The sequence below is a fragment of the Hymenobacter perfusus genome, assembly GCF_003944765.1.
Taxonomy (GTDB): domain Bacteria; phylum Bacteroidota; class Bacteroidia; order Cytophagales; family Hymenobacteraceae; genus Hymenobacter; species Hymenobacter perfusus.
This window is the reverse complement of the sequence record NZ_RWIU01000001.1, coordinates 848,713-863,892: the sequence shown is the minus strand read 5'-3', so window position 1 is coordinate 863,892 and position 15,180 is coordinate 848,713. Positions and strand designations below refer to the sequence as shown.

General features: G+C 61.5%; 14 protein-coding genes. 11 read left to right on the top strand and 3 right to left on the bottom strand.

Annotated elements, in window-relative coordinates:
- The first annotated feature begins 6 nt into the window (after positions 1 to 6).
- The 8 genes from EI293_RS03685 to EI293_RS03650 all read left to right on the top strand — a co-directional run bounded on the left by EI293_RS03685 (position 7) and on the right by EI293_RS03650 (position 10,738).
- Positions 7 to 3,033 carry a phosphoribosylformylglycinamidine synthase subunit PurL gene (locus EI293_RS03685; RefSeq protein WP_125435787.1) on the top strand — a complete coding sequence of 1,009 codons (3,027 nt, stop codon included), beginning with the start codon at positions 7 to 9 and terminating at the stop codon, positions 3,031 to 3,033.
- A 2-nt stretch (positions 3,034 to 3,035) separates the two neighbouring features.
- Positions 3,036 to 4,520, top strand: a complete 1,485-nt coding sequence (locus EI293_RS03680; RefSeq protein ID WP_125435785.1) for a phosphoribosylformylglycinamidine synthase subunit PurQ — start codon at positions 3,036 to 3,038, stop codon at positions 4,518 to 4,520.
- 81 nt (positions 4,521 to 4,601) lie between these two features.
- A complete protein-coding gene (locus EI293_RS03675) occupies positions 4,602 to 5,540 on the top strand; it encodes a phosphoribosylaminoimidazolesuccinocarboxamide synthase (protein ID WP_125435783.1) in 939 nt (312 codons plus the stop codon).
- Positions 5,541 to 5,542: 2 nt separating this feature from the next.
- Positions 5,543 to 5,920, top strand: a complete 378-nt coding sequence (locus tag EI293_RS03670; RefSeq protein WP_125435781.1) for a hypothetical protein — start codon at positions 5,543 to 5,545, stop codon at positions 5,918 to 5,920.
- A 6-nt stretch (positions 5,921 to 5,926) separates the two neighbouring features.
- On the top strand, positions 5,927 to 7,219 hold the full coding sequence (gene purD / locus EI293_RS03665; RefSeq protein WP_125435779.1) for a phosphoribosylamine--glycine ligase: 1,293 nt from the start codon (positions 5,927 to 5,929) through the stop codon (positions 7,217 to 7,219).
- Positions 7,158 to 7,850 carry a phosphoribosylglycinamide formyltransferase gene (gene purN, locus EI293_RS03660; protein ID WP_125435777.1) on the top strand — a complete coding sequence of 231 codons (693 nt, stop codon included), beginning with the start codon at positions 7,158 to 7,160 and terminating at the stop codon, positions 7,848 to 7,850. Before purD ends, purN begins: the two co-directional genes overlap by 62 nt.
- Before the next feature lie 81 nt (positions 7,851 to 7,931).
- On the top strand, positions 7,932 to 9,443 hold the full coding sequence (gene purF, locus EI293_RS03655) for an amidophosphoribosyltransferase (RefSeq protein WP_125435775.1): 1,512 nt from the start codon (positions 7,932 to 7,934) through the stop codon (positions 9,441 to 9,443).
- Positions 9,444 to 9,577: 134 nt separating this feature from the next.
- Positions 9,578 to 10,738 (top strand): AIR synthase-related protein, encoded by a 1,161-nt coding sequence (locus EI293_RS03650; protein WP_170170225.1) that lies wholly within the window; start codon positions 9,578 to 9,580, stop codon positions 10,736 to 10,738.
- Between the two features lie 141 nt (positions 10,739 to 10,879).
- Here the strand turns inward: EI293_RS03650 and EI293_RS03645 are convergent, their stop codons facing one another.
- Complete coding sequence (locus EI293_RS03645; protein ID WP_125435771.1) at positions 10,880 to 11,095, bottom strand: heavy-metal-associated domain-containing protein; 216 nt, start codon at positions 11,093 to 11,095, stop codon at positions 10,880 to 10,882.
- Between the two features lie 185 nt (positions 11,096 to 11,280).
- Between EI293_RS03645 and EI293_RS03640 the strand changes: the two genes are divergently transcribed.
- The gene (locus EI293_RS03640) at positions 11,281 to 11,814 is read left to right on the top strand and encodes a DUF4240 domain-containing protein (RefSeq protein WP_125435769.1); all 534 of its coding nucleotides are present in this window, start codon (positions 11,281 to 11,283) and stop codon (positions 11,812 to 11,814) included.
- A gap of 1 nt (position 11,815) precedes the next feature.
- Positions 11,816 to 12,520, top strand: coding sequence for a hypothetical protein (locus EI293_RS03635; protein WP_125435767.1), 705 nt, complete (start codon positions 11,816 to 11,818; stop codon positions 12,518 to 12,520).
- 25 nt (positions 12,521 to 12,545) lie between these two features.
- Here EI293_RS03635 and EI293_RS03630 read toward each other — a convergent pair whose 3' ends face one another.
- Positions 12,546 to 14,033 carry a nicotinate phosphoribosyltransferase gene (locus tag EI293_RS03630; RefSeq protein WP_125435765.1) on the bottom strand — a complete coding sequence of 496 codons (1,488 nt, stop codon included), beginning with the start codon at positions 14,031 to 14,033 and terminating at the stop codon, positions 12,546 to 12,548.
- A gap of 57 nt (positions 14,034 to 14,090) precedes the next feature.
- Here EI293_RS03630 and EI293_RS03625 point away from each other — a divergent pair, with 57 nt between their 5' ends.
- Positions 14,091 to 14,780, top strand: coding sequence for a DUF1345 domain-containing protein (locus EI293_RS03625; RefSeq protein WP_125435763.1), 690 nt, complete (start codon positions 14,091 to 14,093; stop codon positions 14,778 to 14,780).
- Here the strand turns inward: EI293_RS03625 and EI293_RS03620 are convergent.
- Positions 14,775 to 15,149 carry an STAS domain-containing protein gene (locus EI293_RS03620; RefSeq protein WP_125435761.1) on the bottom strand — a complete coding sequence of 125 codons (375 nt, stop codon included), beginning with the start codon at positions 15,147 to 15,149 and terminating at the stop codon, positions 14,775 to 14,777. The two genes, EI293_RS03625 and EI293_RS03620, sit on opposite strands and share 6 nt — an antisense overlap.
- Positions 15,150 to 15,180: the final 31 nt, after the last annotated feature.

Here is a 15,180-nt window from a genome sequence, read left to right as displayed (position 1 = left end):
CCTCTTTTGGAATCTCCCCAAAGAACCATACAGCTGCTGCTTAAGCCCGGCCAACACGACGGCGAGGGCCAGCGCGTGGCCGAAGCGGCCCACCGCCACCTCGGCCTGCACACCGGCCGCGTGCAAAGCACCGCCCTCTACACGGTGCGCTACCCCCTCTCGGACCAGCAGCTGCGCGACTTCGCCACCCACTGCCTCCAGGACCCGGTGCTGCACGACGTGGCCTTCGACGAGTTCCGTCACGACGCACTGTATAAGAGCTGTATTCTCGTGGCCAAGCTGCCCGGCGTCACCGACGACGAAGGTATTTCGGCCCAGAATGCCCTCGGCGACTTCCTCAACGAGCCGCTCGACACCCATACCCAGCACATTTTCTCGAAACGGCTTTATTTCCTCGAAGAAGCCCTGCCCGAAAGTAGTCTGCGCCAATTGGCGCAGGAGCTGCTGGGCAACAAGATGATCAACCGTTTCGAAACCGGCCCCATCACCGATATCCGCGACTACACGCCGCGGCCCGGTGGCGGGGCCGAATCCGTTACGGACCTGGTGCCGCTGGTGGGCCTCACGGACGAGGAGCTGCTGAAGCTCTCCAAAGACAACCTCTACGCCCTGAACCTGGAGGAAATGCGCGCCGTGCGCGACCATTACACCAGCATCCGGGAAGAGCGCCAGGCCGCCGGCCTGCCCCAGGACCCGACGGATTGCGAGCTGGAAATCATTGCCCAGACGTGGTCGGAGCACTGCAAGCACAAGGAGTTTTCGGCCCTGATTAAGTATAAGGATGCCGATACCGGCGAGGAGTTCGAAGTCGATTCCCTGTTCAAAACATACATCAAGGACGCTACTTCGGAAGTGGACCGCCAGCTGCGGGCTAACGGCAACGACTGGCTGATTAAGGTGTTCAGCGACAACGCAGGGGCCGTGCGCATCAACCCCGAGTCGCTGTTCGTGTGGAAGGTGGAAACCCACAACTCGCCCTCAGCCATTGACCCCTACGGCGGGGCCATCACCGGTATTCTGGGCAACAACCGCGACCCGCTGGCTACCGGCATTGGGGGGGCGCGGCTGCTGTTCAATACCAACGTGCTGTGCTTCGGCAACCCCGAGTTTTCAGGAACGTTGCTGAGCAACCAGTTGCACCCGCGCCGCATTTTTGAGGGCGTGCGCAAGGGCATCGAGGACGGCGGCAACAAGTCGGGCGTGCCCACCGTGAACGGCAGCATCGTGTTTGATGACCGCTACGCCGGTAAGCCGCTGGTGTACTGCGGCACCGGCGCGGTAATGCCCATGCAGCTGGCTGGCCTCGACTCCTGGGAAAAGCACATCGACGCCCAGGACCGCATCATCATGGCCGGTGGCCGGGTGGGCAAAGACGGCATCCACGGTGCTACCTTCAGCAGCATTGAGCTGGACGAAACCTCGCCCGCCACGGCCGTACAGATTGGCTCGCCCATCACCCAGAAGCTGGCCATGGATTTCCTGATCCTGGCCACGCGGCGCGGCCTCATCAAGTGCAGTACCGACAACGGCGCGGGCGGCCTGTCTTCCAGCATCGGGGAGCTGGCTACGATTAGCGGTGGCGCGGTGGTGGAGCTGGAGAAGGTGCCGCTGAAATATCCTGGTCTGCGGCCCTGGGAAATCTTTGTTTCGGAGTCGCAGGAGCGGTTTTCGCTGGCTGTGGAGCCCGCCAAGCTGGATGAGCTGCTGGCGTTGGGCCAGGAAATGGAAGTGGAGCTGACCGACATCGGCTACTTCACTTCGGATGGCAGCCTCGACGTGCGCTTCGATGGTGAATCGGTAGCGCGCCTCGATATGGAATTCCTACACAACGGCGTACCGCGCAAAGTGCTGGAAGCGGAGTGGAGCAAGCCGCAAGCGCAGGAACCCGCGCTGGCTCCTGCCACCGACTACACCGACGCCCTTGCCCGCCTGCTGGGCAGCCTCAACATCTGCTCCCGCGAGTCGGTGATTCGGCAGTACGACCACGAGGTGAAGGGCCGCACCATCATCAAGCCCCTGATGGGCGCTACCGGCCAGGCCCCGCAGGATGCGGCGGTGGTGCGCTTCAATTTCGAGAGCTGGGAAGGCGTGGCCGTGAGCAACGGCATTCTGCCCCGCTTCGGTGATTTGGACGCCTACCACATGTCGGCCGGCGCGTTTGACGAGGCCGTGCGCCAGATTGTGGCCGTGGGCGGCAAGCTGCCCAACCTGAGCTACGGCGACGGCAACTTCTGGTCGGTGAACGACAACTTCTGCGTGCCCGATTCGGTGTACGACCCCGTGGGCAACCCCGACGGCAAGCACAAGCTGGCCAAGCTGGTGCGCATGTGCCAGGCCCTGCGCGACGCCACGGCGGCCTACTGCATTCCGCTCACCTCGGGCAAGGACTCAATGAAAAACGACTTCAAAGCCGACGGCGTGAAGATTTCGGTACCGCCCACGGTGCTGTACTCCATGACGGCCAAGCTGGACGACGTGCGCCGCACCATTACCTCCGACTTCAAGCAAGCCGATGACGTGGTGTACCTGCTGGGCGAAACCTACGACGAGCTGGGCGGCTCGGAGTTCTACCAGCTCTTCGGCGAACTGGGCGCCAATGTTCCCAAAGTGCGTTTCGAGCAGGCCAAAGCCTTGTATATCCTCATGGGCGAGGCCAACGAGCAAAGCCTGATTCAGAGCTGCCACGACCTGTCAGATGGCGGCTTGGCTGTAGCGCTGGCGGAAGCTACGTTCGGCCACGGCTTCGGGGCTGAGGTGGAACTGCCGGCAGGTCTGCCGGTGCATGTACAGCTGTTTTCGGAGTCGCACTCCCGGTTTGTGGCCACAGTGGCCCCCGAGGATGTGGTGGCCTTCGAGCAGCACTTTGGCGGCCGCGCCACGCGCCTCGGCCGCGTCACGCCCGACAGCCAGTTGATGGTGCGGCAGGCGGGTAAAACCGTTATTTCGGCCAGCACGGCGGCTTTGCGCCACGAGTGGACCAACGGTCCGGTTAACCGCATTATCGGCTTCGGCCACCACGAAGCCGCGCACTAAGTATGGAACAGACTCCCCAACTGCCGGACCAGCACACGCCCCCGCGCCCCCAGCACGACGACCCCGGCCACGAAATCGTGAACCGCGAGGGCCAGATTGTGCTGCCCGGCTTCAAGAGCGTTGACCCCGGCCACGAATCCAATGAACCGTTGAAAAAGGCGGAAGCGGCCCAACAACTAACAACTAACAACCAACAACCAGTAAAGGCGCTTATCCTGACTGGTTTCGGTATCAACTGCGAGGAAGAGTTTGCTGCCGCCTACCGGCTGGTCGGGGCCGAAGCCACCATCGTACACCTCAACCAAGTGCTGCACGGCCACGTGAGCATTCACGACTTTGACATCCTGAACTTTCCCGGCGGCTTCTCATTCGGCGACGACCTGGGCTCGGGCGTGGTACTGGCCAACAAGCTGCGCTACCGCCGCAACGCCGAGGGCCGCACGCTGCTCGATGACATCCGGGAGTTCGTGGCGCGCGGCAAGTACGTTCTGGGCATCTGCAACGGCTTCCAGGTGCTGGTAAAGCTGGGCCTGCTGCCCGACCTGAGCGGCACCGTCACGCCCGAAGTAACCCTGACGCATAATGCCTCAGGAAGGTACGAGGACCGCTGGGTGAAGCTTAAAGTCAACCCCACGGCCAATACGCCTTTCCTGAAAGGGCTTGATGCGCTGGAAGTGCCCGTGCGCCACGGCGAAGGCCGCCTCATCATCCAGGATGCCGCCACGCGGGCCGCCATCGAAGCTGGCGGCCTGAACTGCCTCAGCTACACCGATTTCGACGGCTCGCCCACCGACGTGTACCCCTTCAACCCCAACGGCGCCGACCTGAACTGCGCCGGCCTGACGGATACCACCGGCCGCGTGTTCGGCCTGATGCCCCACCCCGAGGCGTTCCTCTCCCTCTATAACCACCCGGACTGGGCCCGGCGCAAGCGGCAGAACCCAGCCATTTCGGAAGAAGGGGACGGGTTGTGGTTGTTCCGGAATATTGTGGAGCACGTGGCGTCGTTGCCTCACCCCCCGGCCCTCTCTCCAGGGGGAGAGGGGGAGCCTGACGTTGCGCAAGTGGGGAAAGATGAGCCCCAGGAAGTTGGGAGCCGGCCGCGACTGACGGCGGATAAGGCCCTGTGGTACGAACGCCTGAAACCGTTTAGCGGGCAGATGCGCCGTGAGCCTACTCCGGCGGAAGATGTTTTATGGCAGGCTTTGCGTAACCGACAGCTGGACGATGCTAAGTTTCGTCGGCAGCATGCCATCGGTAAATTCATTGTGGACTTCATCTGCACCCAGCACAATCTGATTGTGGAAGTGGATGGTGAGGTGCATGATGAAGCAGGACAAGCCGAGTATGACTCGGGCCGCACGTATGAGTTGGAAGGCGTAGGCTACCACGTACTCCGCTTCACCAACGGGCAGGTGCTCCACCAATTGCCTACCGTGCTCCAGAAAATAAGCGCTGCCCTGCTCCAACATTCCATAAAGAATTAAGCACGTCTGGCACCCCCTCTCCCCTTGGAGAGGGGGCCGGGGGGTGAGGCACTTCACCCGCACGACTTGACACCCTCTCATATGAATACCCTCAACCACTTCGATACCCCCCAGCTCGAACTCCTGCACCGTGGCAAAGTCCGCGACTCGTTCCGCGCCCCGTCGGGTGAGCGGCTGATTGTGGTTACGGACCGCCTGTCGGCCTTCGACTCGGTGCTGGAAACGCCCGTGGCCCACAAAGGCGCGGTGCTCAACAGACTGGCGGCTTTCTGGTTCGATAAAACCCGGCACATCATCCCCAACCACGTTATCAGCCTGCCCGACCCCAACGTGACGCTGGCCCGGGAGGCCGAGCCCATCCGGGTGGAAATGGTGGTGCGCCACTACCTCACCGGCTCCATGTGGCGCGGCTACCAGCAGGGGCAGCGCAGCTTCTCGGGCGTGACGGTGCCCGACGGCCTGACCAAGCACCAGCAGTTCCCCGAGCCCATCGTGACGCCCACTACCAAGGAGGAATCGGACCGGGAGATTACGCCCGAGAACCTGGTGGCCGAAGGCTGGGTGACGGCCGAGCTGTACGAGCAGATGCGGGTGAAGGCGCTGGAGCTGTTCAATTTTGCCTCCCAATGGATGGCCGAGCGGGGCATCATCCTGGTGGATACCAAGTATGAGTTCGGGCTTTATGAGGGGCAGCTGATGCTGATTGACGAAATCCACACGCCCGACTCGTCGCGCTTCTGGAGCGCCGACGACTACGCCCGCCACCCCGAGGCCGCTGAGCAGATGGACAAGGAGTACGTGCGCCAGTGGCTGATTGCCCACAAGCAGGACGGCCAGTACCCCCGCGCCCTCACCCCCGAAGTTTCGGCCGAAGCCACCCGCCGCTACCTCGATATCTACGAGCGCATCACGGGTGCCCCGTTGCCCATCGGTAACGACGACGTGCAGGCCCGCATCGTGGGTAATCTGGTGCGCGCCGGTATCATGAAAGACGCCGACGTTAAGGCTAAGACGTTGTAATCATGGAGAAGCTTCTGGCCGGATATGTTCTAAACGACGGGGAAATTTATTCTCTGGAACTAGGAGCGCAATACGGTTCAGCTAGTGGCTCTCCGCGTCGACAAGCTTCTGTTGCTCTACTGGTTCGCAAGAAAACAGTGGACGGAAAGCTTGAGACTTGTCTATTGCAAATCCATCTAACCGGAGTTCAGAAAATCGTTCTTAACGAAGAATTTGGCTCCTGCTATTATTCCGATGTCGTCTTCAAAAGAGTGGAAGGTCTATGGTATCTTTCATTAGACCCTTACGGAAACTCAGGCGAGCTTCATGAACAAGACAACTGGGTAATAGTGGCCGAAGCAGTAGCAATAGAAGAAGGAGTAATTCCGAATAGAGTTTAAGTACGAATGACCTTGAGCACCTCCAATAAAACTATAGTACTCCTCGGCGGCGGGGCCCGTGAACACGCCATGGCGTGGAAGCTGACCCGCGACGGTGCCACCGTGCACGTGCTGCCCGGTAACGCCGGCATTCCGAACAGTCACCCCAACATCAGCGCCACCGACTTCCCCACCATCCAAGCCTTCTGCCAGGAGTATGGCGTGAAGCTAATTGTGGTAGGCCCCGAGGCCCCGCTGGCGGCGGGCGTTACTGATTTCTTCCAGGGCTCCGATATCCGGGTGTTTGGGCCGGGCCGGGCGGGCGCTACACTGGAAAGCTCAAAGGTGTGGAGCAAAGACTTCATGCGCCGCCATGGCGTGGCTACGGCCCTGTCGTGGCAGTTTCGCAGCGATAAAATGGACGCCGCCCGCGCCAAAGCCGCCGAGCTGAATGGCGACGTGGTGGTGAAATTCGACGGGCTGGCGGCCGGCAAGGGCGTGTACGTGTGCTCCTCAGTAGCGGAAGCCCACGCTGCCCTCGACGACCTGGCCCGCCTGCACAGTGGCTGGTTCAGCTTCCTTCTCGAGGAAAAGCTCACCGGCCCCGAAATCAGCATCATCGGCATCACCGACGGCAACCGCATCCGGCTGCTCAGTCCCTCGCAGGACCACAAGCAGCTGCTGGCCGGCGACCAGGGCCCCAACACCGGTGGTATGGGCGCGTACTGCCCCGTCCCGTTCTGCGACGACAACGTGCTGGCCGCCATTCGCACCGACATTGTGGACCCCACGCTGCGCGGCCTACAAAACGAGCAGTTCGAGTTCAACGGCTTCCTGTACTTCGGCATCATGCTCACGCCCCAGGGCCCGAAGCTGCTGGAGTACAACACCCGCCTCGGCGACCCCGAAGCCGAAGTGCTGCTGCCCGCTTTGGAAAGCAGCCTGCTGGAACTGATCGAAGCCACTCTCGACGGCCAGCTCCAGCAAACCGTGGTGCGCCAGCGGCGCGGCTACTACGTGGGCGTAGTGCTGGCCTCGGGCGGCTACCCCGCCGCCAGCTTCCCCACCGGCTTCCCCATCACTGGCCTCGACCAGCTGCATCCCAGCATCCTGGCCTTCCACGGTGCCACCAAGCGCACCGAAACCGGCGAGCTGGTCACCAACGGCGGCCGGGTACTGGTACTGGTCGGCCACGGCGAGGAGCTGGAAGACGCCGTGGCGCACGTGTACCGTGAAGTAGAACGAGTTAACTTCCAGGATGCCTACATCCGCACTGACATCGGCCAGCGGCCGGAACCGACCCTTGCCGGCAACTGGTAACCATAGCATCCGGAAAGCGCGCCTGGCCATCTTGCTGTCGGGCCGGGGCTCCAATATGGTGGCCCTGGTAAACGCCGTGCAACATGGCGTGCTACAGGAACTGGGCGAAGTAGTCGTGGTCTTCAGTAACAAGCCCGACGCGCCCGGTCTGGAAACGGCCGCCGCTCTGGGTTGCCCCACGGCCAGCCTCAGCAGCCAGGGCCGCAAGCGGGCCGAGTTTGATGCCGACGTGGTGGAAGTGCTGCACCGCTACCAGCCCGATTATGTGGTGCTGGCCGGCTACATGCGCATTCTGTCGCCCACATTTATTCGCGCCTTTGCCGGCCGGATCCTCAACATTCACCCCGCCGACACCCACCAGCACCAGGGTCTGCACGCCTACGAGTGGGCCTTTGAAAACCGCCTGCCCGAAACCAAAATCACGGTGCATCTGGTAGATGAGGGCCTCGACACCGGACCTATTCTGGCCCAGCACGCTGTTGACTTACGCGGGGCCGACACCCTAGCCGAAGTAGAGCGCCGCGGCTTGGCCGTGGAGCACCGCGTGTACGCCGAAACGTTGGCTGAACTCATCAAAAAAGAACGTCATGCTGAGCCTGCCGAAGCATCTCGCGTGGCATCACCTGACTAGTAACCCAACGTCAGCACGCGAGATGCTTCGGTAAGCTCAGTGTGACGTTCTTGAATTTTACCCTGTAACCACCCGATTGCCATGTGCGGAATAGTAGGTTTTTACGGTCCTGATGACGTTGCGCACGATATCGTGTTCGGCCTCACCGCGCTCCAGCACCGCGGCCAGGACGCGGCCGGCATTGCCACCTTCGACGAGAACTTCCACCTCTGCAAGGGCAACGGCCTCATCTCCGATGTGTTCAAGCCCAAACAGCTCAAGAAGCTGAAGGGCAACATCGGCATTGGCCACGCGCGCTATACCACGCAGGGCTCCAGCGACGCCGAGCTGGCCCAGCCGTTCACCACCAGCTACCCGTTCGGCCTCTCGATGGTGCATAACGGCAACGTCATCAACTTCCGCTCGGCGGCCAAGCGTCTGCACGAGAAGTACCACGTGCTGCCCAAAACCAGCAACGACCTGGAGCTGATCATGTACACCTTCGCCTCGGAGCTGCGCCTGAAAAACCTCGATGCGCTGTCGGTAGTGGATATTTTTGATGCCGTGGAAACGACGCAGGAGCTAGTGAAGGGCGCCTACGCCACTATCACCATCATTGCCGGCCACGGCCTGCTGGCCTTTAACGACCCGCTGGGTATCCGGCCGCTGGTGCTGGGCCGCCGCGAAACGGAGCGCGGCCCCGTCTTCGCTTTCGCCTCGGAAAGCACCTGCTTCGATTATCTGGGGTTTGAGTTCGTGGAAAACGTGGGCCCCGGCCAGGCGGTGTTCATCGACAAGGATTTCAAAGTACACCACAAAAACCAGCAGGAGCAGCCCAAAAACTTCTGCGTGTTCGAGCACATCTACTTCGCCCGCGAAGACTCCACCATTCACGGCCGCCTGGTGGCCCGCGAGCGGGTACGCCTGGGCAAGCTGCTGGCCCGCAAGGTCATCGAGTCGGGGATTCAGCCGGATATGGTGATTGATGTGCCGTCGTCGGGCTACTTCTCGGCCTCCGGGCTGGCCGAAGCTATTGGCGTGCCCTACCGCCGGGCGCTGGTGAAAAACAACCACATGGGCCGCTCGTTCATCGTGAGCAGCCAGGCCGGCCGCGAGGACATCGTCAAGAAAAAGCTCAACCCCATCCGCGAGTTTGTGGAGGGCAAGAAGATTGCCGTGGTCGATGACAGCATCGTGCGCGGCACCACCTCGCGGCGCATCGTGCGCATTCTGCGCGAGGCCGGCGCGGCGGAGGTCTACTTCATCAGCAGCGCCCCGCCCATCATTGCGCCCTGCATCTACGGCATCGATATGGCCATGAGCACCGAGCTGATTGCGGCCAACTACACCGAGGAGGAAATCTGCCGCTACATTGAGGCCGACAAGGTGATTTACCAGTCGATAGAAGACCTGCAGGAGCTGTTTGCCGAGGACAAGGGCCACGGCGGCTCGTGCTTCGCCTGCTTCACCGGCAACTACCCTACCGGCGACGTGACCAAGTACCTGCGCCACATCCAGGAGGAACGCCAGAGCCACCGCTCCGACAAAGACAAAAAAGGCTCCGACGTCATTCCCTCCGTGAGTGCAAAGGCGCCCGAGCCGACCGAGCATTAGTAGCCTGCAGAATCGGTTGCACGATGTGGAGACGCAATATTTTGCGTCTCATCGTTGAACGACCGGCACCGCGCAGATCAAACAACATCAGCAACGATGAGACGCAAAGTATTGCGTCTCTACTTCCTCGCTTCATGAGCCAGACCTCCGCCGATACCAACCTCAAAGCCACCGCCGGCTACTCCATCGAAGAAGGCAACGCCGCCTCCAAAAACGCCTACCACTGGGCGCAGAAAACCTTCAGCACCCGCGCGGGCAAGCCCGGCGAGCCGGCTCAGGACCTGGCGGGCGGCTTCTCCAACGAAATCCGCTTCGGCGCCGAGCGGTTGGGTATCGGCTCCGACGGCATTGGGACCAAGATTGAGGTGGCCGAACGTCTGGACCGCTACGATACGCTGGGCTACGACCTGATTGCCATGGTGGCCGACGACCTCATTGTGGCCGGCTTCGTGCCCACCAATCTCTCCAACATCATCGACGTTAACACCCTCAACTACGAGGTGGTGGATGAGCTCATGCGCGGCCTGCACGACGCGGCCCAGTTCAGCCAGATTGCCGTAACGGGCGGCGAAATTGCCGAGTTGGGGAACCGTATCGGCGGCTACCCCGGCGCGAAAATGAACTTCAACTGGTGCTCTACCGCCGTGGGCGTGCTACACCCAAGTCTGGAGCGCCCCTTGAGCGGGGCCAACGTGCGCGCCGGTCAGGCCGTAGTGGCGCTTCGCTCGCCTTCGTTCCGCTCCAACGGCTACTCGCTGGCCCGCCGCGCCCTTACCAAAGCCTTCGGCGAGAAATGGCACGAACAGCCATACAACGAAGCTGCCGGCACGCAAGCGGCAGGTGAAGCAACAAGCAACCAACAACTGACAACTGAAAACGCCACCACCTGGGGTGAGGTCATGCTGGCACCTTCGCTTATCTTCTCGCCCGGTGTGGCGGCGGTGCTCGATGCGGGCCTGCCTTTGCACGCGGCGGCGCACATCACCGGCGGCGGCATTGCCGATAACTTCCGGCGCGTGCTCAAGAACGGCGTAGGGGCGGAGCTGGATAACCTGTTTGCGCCCCTGCCCGCCATGCAGCAGCTGGCCGAGCTGGCCGGCATCACGCCCCAGGAAGCCTACCTTTACTGGAACATGGGCAACGGCATGCTCCTCGTAACGGAGCCCGAGCAGGCCGAAGCCGTAGCCGAAACCCTGCGCGCCCACGGCTATCAGGCCCAGGTGGCCGGCCGCATCACTCCAGAAACCGACGTGGTGCTGCGCGTAGGTGCCGGCGAGTTGCGCTACGAGGCGTAGAGTTCACCCTAGAGCAAAAAAAGAACGTCATGCTGAGCTTGTCGAAGCATCTCTACCGCAGTGCTATCCTAATTGATTAGCTCCAGTAGAGATGCTTCGGCAAGCTCAGCATGACGTTCTAGAAGGGGAATATCCCGCCTACTACGCCGCTGCTGGCTCGATATCAAACCCGGCCTGGGCCACGGCTTTCATTACCTGCTCGGGAATAACGTTCGGGCCTTCCACGGTCAGGATTTTGGCGGGGTTTTCGGTGTCCACGCTCCACTTCTCCACCGTAGGCTCGGCGTCGAGGAAAGGTGTGACGGCGCGCAGGCAGTTGGCGCAGTTGATGCTGGTTTTGAACTGGAGAGTAGGCATGCAATAGGGAGTTTTTAACTGGTGTAGCGGCTGCGCAAGCGCATCCAGCAACCATGAATGAGCTGCCATAACAACGCAGCAGCAGTAAAAGTAGCTGCCACCCACGGTTGCGCAAGTACAGGCTGTGGCTGGTGAAGTATAGCATTTTGCCGTATTTCGCGGCGCAGGCTACACATTTCGGCATTATGGATAAGAAAGAATTCTGGCAACTAATAGAGGAAGCCAAAACGGCCGCCTACGGCGACCAGCAGCAACAGGAAGCCTCCCTCATCAGCCACTTGGCGCAACTGGAACCGGAGCAGATTATCGGGTTTGAATGCCGCCTGCGCGAATATCTGCTGGAGGCCGACCACTTCAACATCATAGCCGCCCAGAAAATCATCGACGGCTACGTTTCCGACGACCCCTACCTGTATTTCCGCTGCTGGCTGATCGGGCAGGGCGAAACCGTCTTCACCAACGCGCTGCAGAATGCCGACTCCCTGGCCAGCGTCATGGACGAAGGATACCAGGATTTCGAGGAGCTGCTGTACGTCGCCACCGAAGCCTTCAAGCAGCGCACTGGCAAAACCAACGAAGACGACACCTTCCCCCGAGGCGTCGCCAGTGCGCAGGGACTGAGCTATGACTCCGACTCCGAGACCAAAGGCGAGGACTGGACCGAAAACCAACTGCCCAAGCTGCTGCCTAAGCTGTGGAAGAAGTTTGGCATGGCGTAATATGTCAGCCGCTTATCAACTGGAAAAATGGATCTGGACCGAGGCTGATTTTGAGCAGATGAGCTGGCATGATGCGCGCATTTATGCCATGCAGTTTGGCGGAAATATCAGTCTGGACATCGACTATATTTTTCAATGGGTGCAAGCGGACAAAGATGACTTCTTCTCTTTCTGGGTAGCGCCCGCCACGCTGGTATTTCCTGAAGCCGCCCACGTTGCCTTGACTGTGGATTTTCGGCCGAATCAAGAACTGGAAATAGAAGACATTCGCCGTGAATCTTCTGCAGCTGGTGTTACAGAGTGGCACCTTGAAACTCATCAAGGTGATATAATAATTACGACCGAAAGCTTCCGGCAGGTTATCCGGCGTCCACCAACGCTTCAGGTTGGCCAGCAGATTCCTCCCGAACAACGTGGAGCTTGTAGTTTCGACCTAACGCCGGATATAGGCTTTACAGAATCGGAGGAAGTCAGGAAGCTGAAACAGGCTGATTTTGATCTGCGTCAAAAGGCAACGGATGTACGGCGCCTGCGCCGTCAATTGGATACTTTATTAGAGCAACGAAGCGCTGGTGTGCTGGCAGTAAAGCAGTATCTGCAGGAAAAGCGCAGGTTGGAAGAAAAGATCAAACAGCTACGGAACGAGCTGGATTCTACGGACTGGGATGGACTCTATAACAAGAAGAAGCCCCGGCTACTGCAGTAGCCGGGGCTTCTTCTTGTTACTTAGACTACGCCGGCCGCACCGGCCGCTTTTCCAGAATCAGCTTCGTGCGGAACGTGTTGAGCGACTCTTCCAGGCCCACGGGGTAGGTGTGGGGGTTGAGGAAGCGGCGGATGCTGGGGTCGAGGCTCAGCACTTCGCGGTGGGCGCGGGCGCGGCTTTCCGGCAGCGTGGGCAGCGTGTGGACAAGCTCGCCCCGGCGGAAGATAGGCTCCAGCAGCTCCCGATACGGGGCCTCGGGGCGCACGGCGCGGCGGCGGGTGGCATCCAGCGGATCCACGAGGGTCAGGGTTTCGGGCAGGGGCTCGGCCACGTTGTAGAGCATATCGGCGCGGGGCTGGCCTTTGTCGGTTTCGTAGCGGCGCACCTGCAGGATGCCGGGGATGCTGGTTTTGGCCAACTGCTCGGAGAGCTTGATGGTGAAGTCCCAGCCCGAATCGTCGGGTTTGCGCAAAGCGGCCAGCTTGTATACGCCCCCCAGCGCCGGCTGGTCGTAGGCCGTTACCAGCTGCGTGCCGATGCCCCAGGTGTCGATTTTGGCGCCCTGCTGCTTGAGGCTGGTGATGAGGTTTTCCTCCAGGTCGTTGCTGGCCACGATGCGCACGTTCTCAAACCCGGCCTCATTGAGCAGGGCGCGGGCCTCGCGGCTGAGGTAGGCCAGGTCACCGGAATCTAGCCGGATGCCGCCCAGCTCGTGGCCGTTGGCGCGCATCTCGCGGGCCACTTTGATGGCGTGGCGCACGCCTTCCAGCGTATCATAGGTGTCCACCAGAAATACCGAGTCGTCCGGAAACGCCTGGGCGTAGGCCGTGAAGGCCGTTTCCTCGTCCCCAAAGGCCATAACCCAGCTGTGGGCGTGGGTGCCCTTCACCGGAATGCCAAACCGCTGCCCGGCCAGCACGTTGCTGGTCGCATCGGCCCCACCCAGGTAAGCGGCGCGACTGGCGCCCAGCCCGCCATCGGGGCCCTGGGCCCGGCGCAACCCGAACTCCAGCACGGTATCGGAGCCGGCCGCCTCGCGGATACGGGACGCCTTGGTGGCAATCAGCGTCTGGAAGTTGACGAGCGTGAGCAACGCCGTTTCTACCAATTGCGCCTGCAGCAGCGGCCCCTGCACCCGAATCAGCGGCTCGTTGCCGAATACCACGGTGCCCTCGGCAATGGCGTCCACATCACAGGTGAACTTCAGCTCGCGCAGGTACTGCAGAAATTCCGCCGGGAACATGGCCGCTCCCTTGCTGCTTTTCAGGCTGCCCAGGTAGGCCAGATCATCCTCCGAAAACTGCAGGTTCTGCAGGTAATCGACGGCGTAGGCCAGGCCCGCCGCCACGGCGTAGCCGCCCTGGAACGGGGCCTTGCGGAAATACAGGTGAAACACGGCCTCCCGGTCCTGCAGGCCCTGCTGCCAGTAGCCGTAGGCCATGGTAACCTGGTAGAGGTCGGTGAGAAGGCTGAGGGAGGGCGCGTACAGGCCGGAAAGCGGGGCTGAGTTCATGCAAAGCAACGGTTGAGATGCCGTAGCTTACGCAGAATATTTTATTCAGACCATACTATGGTTCAATCTGCGTCTTCGCCCGGTGGCTCCCTGTTGCACCAGCTGGTTGTGCTGGCGGCCTGGAAACGCCTGACCATCGGGCTGTTGCCGGCCACATTGCTGGCCCTGTTCACGCCGGCCGGCTGGCCCCTGCTAATGCGCCTGCTGGCGGCCTGGGACGGGTTTGCGCTCTGCACGCTGCTGGTAACCTGGGGCATTATTCTGGTGGCTGATGTGGGCCACATCCGCCAAGTGGCCACCCGCGAAGATCCGGGCCGGGGGCTGTCGTTTGGGGTAGTGCTGCTGGCCGCGCTGGCGAGCCTGCTGGGGGTGGTGCTGCTGCTCTCCTCCGTTCGTGCAGCCCCCGATCCGTTGCTGCCGGCCCATGTAGCCATTGCCACAGTGGGCGTGCTCACGGCGTGGCTGCTGGTGCACACCCTGTTCACGCTGCGCTACGCCCACCTGTACTACGACAGCACCGGGGGGCGGGCGGAAGGCGGGCTGTTGTTCCCGGGTGATGAAAAGGAGCCCGATTACCTGGACTTCGCCTACTTCGCCTTCGTGATAGGCATGACGGCCCAGACGGCCGACGTGAGTATCTCGGACCGGGCCCTGCGGCGCTTGGCGCTGCTGCACGGGTTGCTCTCGTTCGGGTTTAACACGGCCGTGGTGGCCTTGGTCATTAATGGGTTGGCGGGGCTGCTATGAAGCCACCCGGTGGGGGACGGCAAGAGGATGCGAGTGCTGGCAATACCGCTCGGCGTCCAGCAGGGACGGCACCACGGGCGGGCACGAGGCCGTGGGCAGCTTGGCCAGCAGCTGATGGGCGGCCTCGCCGAGGTGACACAGCACCAGCGGCACCTGCCGCGCCCGCAGCCGGCGGTAGTAGCGCAGTAGCACCCGCAGCGAGGAAAGCGGCAGGTGGTGCAGGTGGCTGCAGTCGACCCAGATGCTGGGCTTGCCGCTCCGGCTGGCGAGGCGCAGGGCCGAGGAAAGCTGTGCCTCCGCCGTCGGAGCCTCGTCGTCGGCCAGAATTAGCAGGTAGCTGTTGGGCAGGATTTCACGATATACTTCCATTGGGTGGGAGATAAAAGAAATGAAACGGAGC

What these genes read in the sequence shown, in the direction of transcription:
- EI293_RS03680 (WP_125435785.1), top strand. Translation starts at nt 3,036, where the DNA reads ATGGAACAGACTCCCCAACTGCCGGACCAGCACACGCCCCCGCGCCCC.
- EI293_RS03675 (WP_125435783.1), top strand. Translation starts at nt 4,602, where the DNA reads ATGAATACCCTCAACCACTTCGATACCCCCCAGCTCGAACTCCTGCAC.
- EI293_RS03670 (WP_125435781.1), top strand. Translation starts at nt 5,543, where the DNA reads ATGGAGAAGCTTCTGGCCGGATATGTTCTAAACGACGGGGAAATTTAT.
- purD (WP_125435779.1), top strand. Translation starts at nt 5,927, where the DNA reads ATGACCTTGAGCACCTCCAATAAAACTATAGTACTCCTCGGCGGCGGG.
- purN (WP_125435777.1), top strand. Translation starts at nt 7,158, where the DNA reads ATGCCTACATCCGCACTGACATCGGCCAGCGGCCGGAACCGACCCTTG.
- purF (WP_125435775.1), top strand. Translation starts at nt 7,932, where the DNA reads ATGTGCGGAATAGTAGGTTTTTACGGTCCTGATGACGTTGCGCACGAT.
- EI293_RS03650 (WP_170170225.1), top strand. Translation starts at nt 9,578, where the DNA reads ATGAGCCAGACCTCCGCCGATACCAACCTCAAAGCCACCGCCGGCTAC.
- EI293_RS03645 (WP_125435771.1), bottom strand. Translation starts at nt 11,095, where the DNA reads ATGCCTACTCTCCAGTTCAAAACCAGCATCAACTGCGCCAACTGCCTG.
- EI293_RS03640 (WP_125435769.1), top strand. Translation starts at nt 11,281, where the DNA reads ATGGATAAGAAAGAATTCTGGCAACTAATAGAGGAAGCCAAAACGGCC.
- EI293_RS03635 (WP_125435767.1), top strand. Translation starts at nt 11,816, where the DNA reads ATGTCAGCCGCTTATCAACTGGAAAAATGGATCTGGACCGAGGCTGAT.
- EI293_RS03630 (WP_125435765.1), bottom strand. Translation starts at nt 14,033, where the DNA reads ATGAACTCAGCCCCGCTTTCCGGCCTGTACGCGCCCTCCCTCAGCCTT.
- EI293_RS03625 (WP_125435763.1), top strand. Translation starts at nt 14,091, where the DNA reads ATGGTTCAATCTGCGTCTTCGCCCGGTGGCTCCCTGTTGCACCAGCTG.
- EI293_RS03620 (WP_125435761.1), bottom strand. Translation starts at nt 15,149, where the DNA reads ATGGAAGTATATCGTGAAATCCTGCCCAACAGCTACCTGCTAATTCTG.